This window comes from Pseudomonas benzenivorans (assembly GCF_024397895.1).
GTDB lineage: Bacteria > Pseudomonadota > Gammaproteobacteria > Pseudomonadales > Pseudomonadaceae > Aquipseudomonas > Aquipseudomonas benzenivorans_A.
Genome location: NZ_CP073346.1, coordinates 329,370 through 342,160, shown reverse-complemented (window position 1 = coordinate 342,160; position 12,791 = coordinate 329,370). Strand labels below are relative to the sequence as shown.

The following is a 12,791-nucleotide window of genomic DNA, read 5'->3' as shown; positions in this document are numbered from 1 at the left end:
AGGGATTCTAGAAACCGACATCCGGGGGGTCAAGTTTTCGACTGTCCTTTTGCGCCACCGTCGACTTTCTAGAACTGGTCCTTCCAGGCCCGCAGGCAGGCGAAAACCTCCACGGGCGGACGCGCCTTGACGCCTTCGCGTTCGGCGATCCTGGCCTGTACCGGGGTTTCGTCGCTGCGCAGGAAAGGGTTTGTGGCACGTTCCAGTTGCAGGTTGGAGGGCAGGCTGATTTGCCCCGTTTGTCGCCATTGGCTGACCTGTTCCAGGCGCTGGCTGATCTGTGGATTCTCGGGCTCGACCGCCTGGGCGAAACGCAGGTTGCTCAGGGTGTACTCATGGGTGCAGTACACCAGGGTCTCGCCCGGCAGCGCCGCCAGGCGGCTGAGCGAGTCATGCATCTGCGCCGGTGTGCCCTCGAACAGGCGGCCGCAGCCGGCGGCGAACAGGGTGTCGCCGCAGAACAGCCAGTGTTGCTCGGCCTGGTAGTAGGCGATATGGCCGAGGGTATGACCCGGTACTTCGAGAATCTGAAACGTGTGGTCGAGCACCTCGACCTGCTGGCCTTCGCCAAGGGCCAGGTCGCGGGCGGGGATCTGCTCCCTGGCCGGACCGAGCACGCGGGCGCCGCTCGTCGCTTTCAGCTGCTCGACGCCGCCGACATGGTCGTGGTGGTGGTGGGTGACCAGGATGTCGCTCAGCGTCCAGTCGGGGTGCGCATCGAGCCAGGCCAGCACGGGGGCGGCATCACCGGGGTCGACGACCGCGCAGCGGCACGTCTGGGGATCCTGCAGCAACCAGATATAGTTGTCGGTAAAGGCGGGAAGGGCGTCGATCTTTATCATGGGGTGGGTCGCATAGCGGTTCACAAAGGTGCATCTTAGGCCTCATTGGCAATGACGGCTACGCAGGTAATCCCAATGTCGGATCATCCATTCGCTCAGGCCGACGCCGATTGGCTCTCGCTGATCGGCGAGGCGCGCAACTGGTTAAAGGGCCCCCACGGGCAGCTGCTGCTGGCCGAGGAGGAGCGGCTGCTGGGGGACGAGCTGGCGCGGTTCTTCGGTGGTTACCTGGTGCATTACGGACCCTCGGCGCAGACGCCGAGCGGCGCCACCCAGATCCAGCGCAGCGTGCGCCTGGGTGCGCCATTCAAGGGGGTGGAGATCGTCTGCGAGGAGCAGGCCTGGCCATTGAGCGAGCATGCCGCCGACCTGGTGCTGCTGCAGCACGGCCTGGACTTCAGCCTGTCGCCCCACGGCTTGCTGCGCGAGGCGGCGCGCAGCGTCAGACCCGGCGGCCACCTGGTGGTGGTCGGCATCAACCCGTTGAGCGCCTGGGGAGTCCGTCATCTGTTCAGCCGCGACGCGTTGCGCCGGGCCCGTTGTATCGCCCCCAGCCGGGTCAGCGACTGGCTGCACCTGCTCGGCTTCGCGCTGGAGAAACGCCGCTTCGGGTGCTATCGTCCGCCGCTTGCTTCGAGTGCCTGGCAGGCTCGCCTGGCGTCCCTGGAAGCCTGGGGCGATGCCTGGCAATCGCCGGGTGGCGGCTTCTACCTGCTGGTGGCGCGCAAGCTGGTGGTCGGCCTGCGGCCCTTGCGCCAGAGCCAGCGCGCGCCCATGGGCAAACTGGTGCCGATGCCGGTGGCCAAGGTCAGTCGGCGCGACTCCGAACAGCGCTAGCAGGCGCCGAACAACCACCGCGCTCGGCTGAGCGGTGCTGAATCGAGTCGCAAGATGCTTATTCACTGCGAGTGGGCTGGGCTTTTTCGGCTGAACGCGCCCGGCCGGGCCGTCGCTCGCTACCTGTTTCAACGCCCTGCTAAGCCTGCGGGGCGAAATCTATCGAGAGAAAGGCTGTGCATGTCTGAACAAGTCGAGATCTACACCGACGGCGCCTGCAAGGGCAATCCGGGCATCGGTGGCTGGGGTGCCTTGCTGGTCTTCAAGGGTGTGGAGAAGGAACTCTGGGGCGGCGAGGCCGAGACCACCAACAACCGCATGGAGCTGACCGCGGCGATTCGCGCCCTGGCCGAGCTGAAGCGGGCCTGCGAGGTGCGCCTGGTCACCGACTCGCAGTACGTCATGCAGGGCATTCAGGACTGGATGCCGAACTGGAAGAAGCGCGGCTGGAAAACTGCCGCCAAACAGCCGGTGAAGAATGCCGATCTGTGGCAGCAGCTGGATGAGCAGGTCAATCGCCACAACGTGACCTGGCAGTGGGTGCGCGGCCATACCGGCCATCCGGGCAACGAGCGGGCCGACCAGCTGGCCAACCGTGGCGTCGATGAAGTGAGGGGATTGAAGCGTGCGTAGCATCTCTCGCTTCTACCCACTTGCCAGCGGTGTAAACGGCCATCAAGTGTGTTGCTGGCTAGCTTAAAATCCTTATGGGGCAGGGTCTTGCAATCATGCTGCATGGTGCTGGTGCTTGGGTTTTCGTCCCTCAAGGGGCTGAAGTGTAAATGATGAGCTATTTCGGACCTCCATCGTTTACATCTTAAGATCAAGAGCAGTGTCCGCCATGCTCGGAGAGAAGAGGCGGATTCACCCGAGGTGAGGAGAGGGGAGGAAGGTATCTCCCTGAAACTTAAGCTACGAGCCATGGACGCATTCCCCTCGATAACAGTCATGGCAGCGTCCACTTCCGGCCAAGCTGCAAGTGACGACGATCTGATTCCGGCCGCCGACTATATTGGATAGACTTTCAGGTTCTCCGTCATTCCAGAGCGTTAGCTCTGCCATCAGGGGCTCAATAGATGACTGCAACGCAGGTTGTGATTGAAGATTGGGATGGCGATGGCATCATCCGGGTTCCCGACGAAGTTCTCCAAACAATGGGGGTTGATGTCGGGGATAGCCTCTACCTCATAGAAGAGTACGTCGGAACAACCCGCTGCATTGTCCTGAGTAAGACTCCCCGCGTTCCAGACCGAGTTGATGATCTGTTTGAGAGCATAGACTCTGCAATAAAGCAAAAAAATTGCCTCTCGGCACCATAGGTTTGCGGTATTAGTACCGTGACTAAAGCTCCTAGAGAAGCCTCAGTCATCAGCTAATTCAGCCGATAGTGTTGCAACTATTGGCGAATTACCGGCACATTGCTAATGCCTCCTTTCGGCCGATTCTGTTGAAAAAGTCGCTTTTCCCGAATTGTCTCAATAGTGACCAATGAAAAGCCCTTTTCTGTACGTCGCTACGTGAAATCTGAGCCCACAAACCTCTGCCGAATTTTACGATTTCAATCTCAGGCGCCAACTTTTCCGCCGCGGAAACCAAGGCTGACTTTTTCAACAGAATCGGCCAGAAGCAGCCTGTGGGATCCGACTGAAGTCGACCCAAAGCTGCCGGTCGCGAAAGGCTGTTTACGACCAGAGGCGGACGATGAACTCGTCAATAAAATTTGTCCCCTTTTCCAGCTACCTTCGAGCCAATCGCTCACGTCGAGCGCGCTGAGTTTGCTTATTTATCGTTGGAGGTTTCCACATATAAAAGCTCTCCCGTCAGCTTCGAAAGGAAGGCCCTCACTTGGACGTCGTCCAATTCTGAGTTGAGTTGCCCGCATTCAGACGGTGTGATGGGATTTTTTGTAAGTTTCATAAGCAGCTTTATGAACGCTTTATCGCTCTTGTTCGCGATCCCAGTGTTGTCCTTGATCTGACTGACCACTGACTCGAGATTCTTGCGATTCGCCTCGTACACTGGGTCGCTAGGGTTGGCCAAAGCGACGTAAAGCGCCTGAATGTATGCATCGAACTCTTTGTAATTGTCGCCAGCATACACATCATCAGGATCGTTTCCGCTAATGGTGGCGAAGAAGTGCCCCACCTTTTCCCCATACGCTTCGGGCGCGTCGAAGTCGCCGTGAACATGAGCGTAGCTATCGCCCAGCGCGTGAATTATGAACCCAGTTTTCCAATCTGACTCTGGCCCCTCTTTCAACGATTCGACGGTGAGTTTTTGGAGGGTTTCGCGTCGATGGTTTACCGCTTTGGTGTCCCCGCCGTGTAGCGAGTGGAGCGAGTTCACAACATCGTGTCGGTAGGTGTGGTCATAGAAGGTATTTTTGATTGAAACCGGAATAGCGTTATAGGCAGATACATCGTCGGGCGCCTGAGCGTAGCAAGTGAGCCGGCGCGCTCTATCTCGGTCAATACCGGCGCTATCCGAGACCACTGCGACGTAGTAGACGGTATAGAAGTGACCTCCCTTTTCGAAGGTTTCCATAGACTGGAAACCAGATGTATAACCGGTTCCGCTGGCGCACCCCTGCAATGTCGTCGTGAGGGTGGCAAGCATGAGGAACGGGAAATAAGAACTGGCTCTTAGGGCCATCAGCTACTCCTTTGCTAGGGCGGTTCGTCGGCCGGTGATCTGAGTGTAACGACCGCTTTTCCGCCAACCTACTCTCACACTGCATCTCTGAACATCTGCCGCCATCGCTCTCCACCGCCAACTCACTGCTGCTGGGCCGCTACGAGGGCTTTGGCCGCATTGATTTGCACAGTCTGGGCGGTTAGGAGAGAGGTCTGCGCAGCCAGCACACTGGTTTCATTCACCACCTGAGATTTGGCTTGAGCTGTCGCAAGGACTGCTTGAGCTTCGAGGACATCGCTCTGGGCGCTCAGGCTGGCCTTTTCTTGCTGTTGGCCTTGGAGAGATACACTGGATACGGCTGCGTCGTAGGCCTTCTTCGCTTCAACTAGGTTCTTTTGCGCCGTGACGGTATTGGTTTGCGTCTGCATACCTGCCGTCGCTTGTGCAGACTGTTGTGCAATATCCGCGTTTAGCTGGTCTGTTTCAGCCTTGATCTGGGCAAGTTTTGCGGCATCTAGGGCAGCAGGCAGCTCAGACAGTAGGGTTGCTACGCTTTTGGCAGTGCCGGACATGCTTTCTGCGACGGCGACCTTTTCCATTGTGTGGATCTCGGAGGGGTTGCCGTTAGCATTGAGTGTGACTGCCAAAGACTGAGACCTGAATGCGCCGCCCTCGGCAGGTAGCCAGTAAGTTGGTCCGGCCTGTAGTACAGGGAAATCAGCCGCATACTGTTTGTCGGTTAAGTTGACCCCCTCCGGCAGCTTGGCAGGACAGGCATCTGTAATGCACATCAAGAGCCGGGCGCTTCTTGCTTGCCGAACAGGTACACCTTCTATCTTGAGACCATCGGTTTTTAGTGACTGTAATGGCTCCCATGCGTTGTTGGTTGGCTGGCTGTATAAAGCCAAGTAAACACTGAGGCTCTTGGAGGCCGCGTCAAACGTGGCTTTGTCCACCGAGCTTGCCATCCACTTCTTCAACAAGTCTGGGTTAATTTTGAACGGTGCAGTTGTGCTGGCCTCTGATGACCGGTTAGGCCAGGTAACGGTCTGGATGTCAGTCGTGACCTTCAAGCTGGTAGCCAACTGGGTCTGCAATTGTTCCAAACTATCACTGGCGCTTTTTTGCTGTTGAATGGCTTGGACGACCTTTCCCTGGAGCGTCTTGTCAGTCTTGGCCGCTGCCAGTTGAGCGTTAAGCGAGGCGAGAGTTGCAGTGTGTTGGGCGAGCAGAGCGGTGGCATTATCCACCGACTTCTTCAAGGAGGGTTGGCCATCTGGATAGAGCGCCTTAACTGCGTTAGCTACGTCAGGCGAGCAGGCCTCTGGAGGGGCTACGCCCATTGCGGCAGCTGTTAGTGCCAGCTTCGCCGCGGTACCGACAATATTCGCAACGATCGCGGGGCCCTGGCCTACGCTTGAAGCATTAAGACCAGTGCTCAGGTTAGAGGCAGGATCATAGGTCGATTTGATGTCGCTGGTGGAGAACCAACCATTTGAGTACAGCATGTAGCGCTGTTCCTCATCGGGGGCGGTGCCGGCCGTTGCGAGTGTCTCTACCTCGGCCACCATCTGATCGCCACACTTAACCACATGCCGAGCAATGGTGACCGTAAAACGAGTCATGGCAAGGTTCCACGCATGCCCCTTTGTAGCGGTCGTTGAGTCAATGGTCTGTGCTTTGGTTACAGAGATACCTTCACACCCGGTTGTTAGAAGTGCAGCGCTTGCGATGAGTAGTGATGAAATGTGCCGGACCATATTTTGCTCTCCCTGTTGTCTCTGTCAGATCGAACTTCCTGTACCTCTGTGACGATCTGCCATGTGTCATTGAGCTTAATCTAATAGCCCATTGCCATTGCTCGCGCAAATTTGAAGGCCCTGAAGAGATGTTCGGAACCGATAGGCTCCGCACTCGCTCCAGCGCAAGCGATACACTCGCTAATGGAATGTAAAGCCCTGGTAGTTATCTGATAAAAGGAGTTGGGATGAGAGTTGCAATCCTTGAGATTTCAAATTTCCGGGGTATTCGCCAAGGAACTGTTCATTTCAAGCAGCACACCGTGTTGATCGGCGCTAACAACACCGGGAAAACCACCGTAATCGAAGCGCTCACGTTGCTATTCGGCCGAGAGCGGATGATACGAGAGCTTACCGAACACGATTTCTTCGGCTCGGATCCCCAACCTGAGGATCGGGTCAAGCTTGTCGCGACTGTCATGGGGTTTCCCTCCCAGGATCCAGGTGATCACCTGGACTGGTTTCGAGACGGCCGGGGCGTTCCAAAATGGATTGATGAGACCACCGGTACTGTGAGTCCCGTACGGACCGACCAGGCTTCGATGTTGTGTTGCCAAATCGGCGCTCAAGCGTACTTCGACCGCGATTCGCTGAGCGTCGAAATGGTCAGGTATTTCCATGACCATGATAACCCTATGGACCCATTTGCAGACGATGCGCCTGTGGGCGTGCCGCCCAAGCTCATCAAGGAAATGGGCTTTTATCTTGTGAGGGCTAGCCGGACTTGGGACAAGGTTTTCTCATGGGGTAGCGAGTTGTTCCGCCGAACCTTGCAGGCAGCGGCGGCGCAACCTTCATCCGCAATACTTTCAGAGCGGGATCGGCTGAGAAGACCGGCAATTCCAATCGAAAATGATCGGCAAATTGCTACGCTCATCGAGAACGTCAACTCTGAGTTGGCAAAGTGCATTCCCAATGCGCCTTCTGTTCAGTTGAGGGTAACCAGTACCGACAGTCGATCCCTGCTGGACTCCGTCGCGGCGCATTTCGCGGTCGGCGAAGGACTGGGGGTGCCTGCGGCCCGGCAAGGCAGTGGCCTAATATCGCTCCAAGGGTTGTTGTTGCTACTAGAGCTCGGCAGAGGTCGAGCCGCTGCTGGTGAAGGTTTTCTGATGGCTTTGGAGGAGCCTGAGCTACACCTACCGCCAGCAGGCCAGCAACAGTTGGTTCAGCGCGTCCAAGCGCTTTCCACTCAGACTTTTGTTACCACTCATTCACCGCTTATCGCTGCGGTGTCCGATCCCACATCGGTGTTGATCCTCCGTAACGTGGACGGGCAGCTATCGGCACTGCCATTCTTACCTGAAAAACTCCCGCCCCAAGCGCCAAACTGGAAGCGCAAGTTCTTCCAGCAGAGCCGTGTGGATGTACTTTCGGCGCTCATGCACCCTTGCGTACTTGTGCCCGAGGGGCGAGCGGACTTTCAGTTATTGAAAACGGTGCTTCGCCCATTGATGCTGAGCGAGGGATGGTCAACGGGTATGGATGCGATGTTCGGCCTCCAGGTTGGGGTCGTGCCAACGGAAGATGCAAAAGTAGTCGAAACCTACCAGCTTCTGTCTACCACGCATCAGCGCGTCTGCTGCCTTGTCGATGGCGACGCAGATGGGCACCGTTACACAAGGGGGCTACGAGAAACACAAACTCCCCCACCAGTGATCATTCGCTGGGCAGATGGCGAGATGATCGAAGATGTCATCGGATGGATCCTTGAGGCCGACGAAGAGCAAATGGTGCATATGCTAAGCGATGTGCCTAACGTCCCACCGACATCCGCTGAAGATATCGTGGTACATCTGAAACTGAAGAAAATGGATGTGATCTGCTATGAGGCATTAGCGGACGCTATCGTTAACTCTGTGGAATGCCGTCTTAGAGCCGCTGACCTGTTTAGTACATTGGCACTGACCTGTGCCGCTAGTCCGAACCGCCATTTCACCCAAGGCGACGATGGTGCCTGGGTATTCCACCGATGACCGTCAGATCTTTTTCAGGACCTGCGGGTTGTGGCAAAACCTTTCAACTTATGTCCTCGCTCACGGCACAGTTGGCAGATGAACCGCTGCGTGAGGGCCAAAGAGTTCTTGCCCTCACATTCATGCATGGTTCAAGGCGACGGCTGGATGATCGCTTGGCAGGAGTCGTCGGGCTTAATCGTCGCTACGAATGCAGCACCCTCGACAGCTTCGCATGGCGGGTGGTAAGTCGGTGGAGAGCGCTGATTAATCACTTGGGTGCGGAGTTTCCTGAGGTCGGTGAATACGAACGAATTTGCGGCTTGGCGTCAGAGCTGATCGCCCGTGACGAAGTTGCCCGTTGGGTCGCCGGCGCATTCCCTGTCGTGGTGGTTGATGAGGCGCAAGACCTAACCCCCAGTCGACTTGCCATTGTTCAATCGCTCGCAGCGCATGTGGAGTTGCTTGTTGCGTCCGATGAGTTTCAGTGTCTGATGGAGGAGCTTCGTCCAAATTTAGCGTGTGAATGGCTCGCCGCCGTTGGAAACGAGGTCACCTTGGATCAACCTAGGCGTACGAACGACCGTGATCTACTTGCTGCTGCAAGGGCGCTCAGATCTGGGCAGGCGCCTCGAAGCTCCGGCCAATTCAAGGTGGTAGCAACTGCGAACGCTAGGTTAGCGGGCACCTGGATATCTAATGCGATCAGTTGGAACAGAGTCGGCAATAGAATTGCGATCATCACTCCGACAATGGGCACCTTCGCTCACGCAGTACGCGAGTGGGTAGAGACTCGCATCACCAAAAAAGGAAATGGCCCGCACCATGTAATCTTGGAGCAGTCGGAGTCGGTTCGTTCTGAAGCCTTCATCGAAGAGTTGGCGTTGCCCGATCATGCTAGCGTCATTGAAGCCCTAGCGTTGATGGATGGGAAACCGCGAGGCATTGCTCAAGATTTTATCCGCTGGGTCGATCGGCAACGAAGAACCAAAGGGCGGACCACATTTTCCCGCCAGGAAATGGAAGAAACGATCCGCCAGGCGTTTTCTAATCAGCGGCGGCTTGCAGGCAATGATGGTGCTGGGATTCGAGCCCTGACGGTACATGGCGCAAAAAATCGTGAGTTTGATTTGGTGCTTGTACTTTGGCCTGCAGCGATTGGGGGCGACGAGATCCAAAAAAGGCGACTTCTTTACAATGCGATCACGCGAGCGAAAGGACAGTGTTTGGTCCTGGTTCAGAGCGCGCGAGCTATGGCTGCGCCTCCGTTCACCTAGATCGGCGCCTCTAGTTCGAGGACCGCTGGGCAGAAAGCCCCCTGGTGCGCATTTCGGAGCAGGACTCCCTAGAGGCGTGGGGGTTATGGTTGATTGGATAATAAGAGGACATTGCGTACCGATGCATCGACGGCCGGGGGCTGTCGACTTGTGATTCGGGGTTGTTACCCTCCTTATCAGTTCCACTCGACACCGACCGACCGCAATTGGCCGACAGCTACCGGTCATGAAAGCCCGGAGTCGGCCAGAACCAATAGAGGGTCTGGCCGGAATCGAAGGCCGACCATCCTCTTGCTGAAACACAATTTCGCCGTCCAAGCAGGCTGAGTGCACTGCCAGCCGGGCCAGGCTAAGTGCGAGGCGGGGCACCTTGTTCGTCCAATCATGGCCATTCTTGGTGAACAGCTGCACGACCCGGCCATCGATGCGTGCCTAAAATCGAAAACCATCGATTTTGATCTCCCAGCGCCACGCCCCGTCGGCCGGTGACTTGGTCGCTAGGCTCACCAGTCGCGGTTTGACCCTTACTGGGTTTTGAGTTTTTGTGCCGGCCATGACGAATTTGCCCCGCAGGCCCTGAATATGATGTTGATCGTCTCCCGCGTCGAAAGCTCCGAAGGTTGGATCGGTGGGCCCACCAGCAATTGCTTGGGTAGGTGGAAGCGTCGCGTGAGTCCGTCCAAAGATGCCATCATACTCAGCTAAGTCAGCCGTCCTAGCAGGAACGTTACCTGCAGCATATGGCCCTTTTCCCTAACTCAATGACAGATGCCGCAAGACTGGTGACTGAATGATCGAAAACCCACACGCGGCGACCGATAGCCAAGAAGATTTCGTTGTTCGTGACGGTGTGCGAATGACTGTGTGTGATGCAAAGGACGCGGCTACAAAGATGTTTCTGCGTGGTCAGGAGTTAGCAGTGCACGGGACGCCGCTTACCCAGTTGGATACTACAAGTGATGCCTTTGCCGATGCCAAGGCTGGCTACGAAGCGCCTTTCAAGCAAGAAGACTGGGAGGTTGAGTTAACCGGTGATGGCCAGGATCTCTACGGCATGACTGGCCGTGGTGGTTCACCGGACTACTTCAGAATCTGGGGTGGGATAGATCACGTGAATGACTGCCCAAGCAATGACTACAGCTTCAACTCGCTGTACTTCAATGATCAGCGGGACCCAGAGGTAATTTGGCAGCTGGCCTATGAGCTGGTGAACATCTTCAACGGTGCCAACGAGCTGTTCTCCTTCCAGGCAAGGAAACAATCTATTCGTGAGATCTACTTTCTCGGAAAGAGGGTAAGTCGTAGGCAGCAGGCACGGGTGATTGCACTGTTGGGCCGGCCACGCATGCATCAGCACAAGTGGGAAGAACAGCTGGGCAAGGCCCTGCAGATGTCACCTCGCCTGGGGTTGCTGGTCCTCGCCACCGAAAATGAGGACATCTACATGATGCTGAAGTACCTCGGATTCGAGGCAAGCTGGTCCAACTATTACAAGTTGCTTGAAACGATGGAAACCCATGCAAAGCTCAAGGGGAAGGAGATCCCTGGAACAAAGGCCGAAAGAGGCAGATTCACCAACAACGCCAACAATTTCTCGCTCGTGGGCTACGACGCGCGTCACGGTCTGAAGGCGCTGAGCGAGCGTGAGAACACTGAAACGGCCATGAGCCTGCAGGAGGCTCACGCCTTCATCGCCGGCCGGTGCAAGGGCTATCTGAACACCGTCTACCCGCAGTATTTCCACTTTACCTGACGGTTTTGCGGAGGCGCAGCAACTGAGCACCGTTGCTCATCAGGCCGTAACGACAGGGACCAGCCCCCAGGCCTCGAGACCCGACAGCAGGGTCAGAGACTCGTCAATCGCCATGCATGCACTCAACAGCGCATCGCACTCACGATCGAAGTGAAACCAATCTCTACGATCTGACCCCGTTGCGGGAACTGCTGGAGCCTCAGGCGCTGCAGGAGCTTGCCGAGCACAGTGCTGGTAACGAGAAGCGCCGGAAACGCATGACCACGGTGAATGTCGTGAAGCCGTATGGCCTTCGAGGTGAGCCTGGGGGGCTGGTCTGTGGCGTTGATCAGATAGGCACCGCCGTTGGCGGCGCTGTGCGGCAGGAGGACTCAGACTTCAAGAGGGGAATGGATATTTGAAGTCAGGGATCGGCTCGAAAGGAGTGCCGTCGGCAGACTCCAGCACCAGTCGATACAAGGGTATACCATTGTTGGAGTCGTGATAGCCGGTCGCGCCAGTGGCGTTGATGTGGATCTCGCCGTCGATAAGCGGGATGTAGACGCCACCTCTGCCATACGGAACATTAAACCTGTGCTCTAACTCCGGAACCGTCATTTTCCTCTCGCCGTCGGGAGCGTGCTCATTCTCTATCTGCTCCAGGACCCTCGCAGCAGTAGCTCTCGACTCCTGAGGGCTGGATGGACGAGGTGCCTTCTTCAGCGCCTCGTAAAAGAGTTCAAGCCGTTGCCCTTTGCTCAGCATCAAAAATTCCTTGTGACTCGACGTCTACACTGTTTGGGAATCCCCCGGATCGTGGATTCTACAGCAGCCGCCAAAACGACAATCATTCGGCAGATGCAGCCGGGAATGCCCAGGGGTGGAGATGCCTCGCCTAGCAGCTGAGGTGGTCGGTCTTTTCTTACGGGGCTTGCGGTCCTCACGAGGTCACGCGGCCCAGTTGTGCGAGCGCATCGGGGCTACGCGTCAGTGTGTTGCCGCCGATAGCGTCGAACACCGCATCCATACCGTGGCCGCCGGTTTCCTTAGCGCTGGGGTCGAGAAAGGTGAAGCCCTATTTACCGAGCGCAAAGATTTTCGCAAGGCACTCCATCGCCATCGCGGTCGAGTGAGTTAAGCCCGCACGACTTGAGATGAAATTTCGCCTCCTCACACGATGACATCTGGGTGCAATATCGCTTCGCTCCGCAAGAACTGGAAGCGGTAGCTGCTAACGACGACTTTGAGTCTTGCACTGCCTGCTGCAATGCCTTACCAGCTTTCCTCCATTCCCACGGCGGCACGATCTGGGTTTCTGGTTGAGACCAAATCCCCAGTCGGGCTGCTCGTGCCCATTCTTCGTCCTTGAGAAGCGATTTGTCTCGGTTGTACTGTCTGTACACCCAAGCCGCCCCGATCTTTACCATTTCTCTATTTACATAAAGGCCATCTAAGTAGACGGCTCCAATAGTTCGGTTGTATCTGTCATTGCCTTGGCTAGATACAGTTACTATCTTTTTAAATATAAAGTTTGCTAGTGCGGATTTTGATTTTTGGCCATACGGCTGAGCTTTTTCTGGCGTGTCAATTTCTGCCAGTCTAACCTTTATGCTTTTCTTTGCGTCCGTTAAGCAGGTGAAAGTGTCTCCATCACTTATCGCAATGACCTTACAGTTCATTTCACTGGAAAGTGCGTTGGCGGAAAATACTAAAGC

11 protein-coding genes and 1 pseudogene are annotated in these 12,791 nt (G+C 56.4%); 6 read left to right on the top strand and 6 right to left on the bottom strand.

Translation table 11 applies throughout. The features are described 5' to 3' along the window. Positions 1 to 68 precede the first annotated feature (68 nt). The gene (gloB, locus tag KDW96_RS01475) at positions 69 to 842 is read right to left on the bottom strand and encodes a hydroxyacylglutathione hydrolase (RefSeq protein ID WP_255838625.1); all 774 of its coding nucleotides are present in this window, start codon (positions 840 to 842) and stop codon (positions 69 to 71) included. 75 nt (positions 843 to 917) lie between these two features. On the opposite strand from gloB, the gene KDW96_RS01470 reads away from it, so the two are divergent. The 3 genes from KDW96_RS01470 to KDW96_RS01460 all read left to right on the top strand — a co-directional run bounded on the left by KDW96_RS01470 (position 918) and on the right by KDW96_RS01460 (position 2,998). Further along, positions 918 to 1,679, top strand: coding sequence for a class I SAM-dependent methyltransferase (locus KDW96_RS01470; protein WP_255838624.1), 762 nt, complete (start codon positions 918 to 920; stop codon positions 1,677 to 1,679). A gap of 180 nt (positions 1,680 to 1,859) precedes the next feature. Continuing rightward, a complete protein-coding gene (gene rnhA / locus KDW96_RS01465) occupies positions 1,860 to 2,312 on the top strand; it encodes a ribonuclease HI (RefSeq protein ID WP_370295279.1) in 453 nt (150 codons plus the stop codon). A 443-nt stretch (positions 2,313 to 2,755) separates the two neighbouring features. Then, entirely contained in the window at positions 2,756 to 2,998 is a 243-nt protein-coding gene (locus KDW96_RS01460; protein ID WP_255838623.1) for an AbrB/MazE/SpoVT family DNA-binding domain-containing protein, read from the top strand. Between the two features lie 460 nt (positions 2,999 to 3,458). Here the strand turns inward: KDW96_RS01460 and KDW96_RS01455 are convergent, their stop codons facing one another. Both KDW96_RS01455 and KDW96_RS01450 read right to left on the bottom strand, forming a co-directional pair. Further along, positions 3,459 to 4,331, bottom strand: a complete 873-nt coding sequence (locus KDW96_RS01455; protein ID WP_255838622.1) for a hypothetical protein — start codon at positions 4,329 to 4,331, stop codon at positions 3,459 to 3,461. A gap of 122 nt (positions 4,332 to 4,453) precedes the next feature. After that, a complete protein-coding gene (locus KDW96_RS01450) occupies positions 4,454 to 5,938 on the bottom strand; it encodes a hypothetical protein (protein ID WP_255838621.1) in 1,485 nt (494 codons plus the stop codon). Positions 5,939 to 6,300: 362 nt separating this feature from the next. Here KDW96_RS01450 and KDW96_RS01445 point away from each other — a divergent pair, with 362 nt between their 5' ends. From KDW96_RS01445 to KDW96_RS01435, 3 genes are all read left to right on the top strand, one after another. Then, positions 6,301 to 8,088, top strand: coding sequence for an ATP-dependent nuclease (locus KDW96_RS01445; RefSeq protein WP_255838620.1), 1,788 nt, complete (start codon positions 6,301 to 6,303; stop codon positions 8,086 to 8,088). Next, positions 8,085 to 9,344: an ATP-binding domain-containing protein gene (locus tag KDW96_RS01440; RefSeq protein WP_255838619.1), complete on the top strand. Its 1,260-nt coding sequence runs from the start codon at positions 8,085 to 8,087 to the stop codon at positions 9,342 to 9,344. The genes KDW96_RS01445 and KDW96_RS01440 overlap by 4 nt, the downstream gene beginning before the upstream one ends. 790 nt (positions 9,345 to 10,134) lie before the next feature. Then, a complete protein-coding gene (locus tag KDW96_RS01435; protein WP_255838618.1) occupies positions 10,135 to 11,097 on the top strand; it encodes a hypothetical protein in 963 nt (320 codons plus the stop codon). Positions 11,098 to 11,475: 378 nt separating this feature from the next. Here the strand turns inward: KDW96_RS01435 and KDW96_RS01430 are convergent, their stop codons facing one another. From KDW96_RS01430 to KDW96_RS22120, 3 genes and pseudogenes are all read right to left on the bottom strand, one after another. Further along, positions 11,476 to 11,841, bottom strand: a complete 366-nt coding sequence (locus KDW96_RS01430; protein ID WP_255838617.1) for a hypothetical protein — start codon at positions 11,839 to 11,841, stop codon at positions 11,476 to 11,478. Between the two features lie 178 nt (positions 11,842 to 12,019). Further along, positions 12,020 to 12,124 (bottom strand): annotated as a pseudogene (locus tag KDW96_RS01425) (NADPH:quinone oxidoreductase); the annotation flags it as partial. 31 nt (positions 12,125 to 12,155) lie between these two features. Then, on the bottom strand, positions 12,156 to 12,755 hold the full coding sequence (locus KDW96_RS22120) for a thermonuclease family protein (protein ID WP_370295487.1): 600 nt from the start codon (positions 12,753 to 12,755) through the stop codon (positions 12,156 to 12,158). Positions 12,756 to 12,791: the final 36 nt, after the last annotated feature.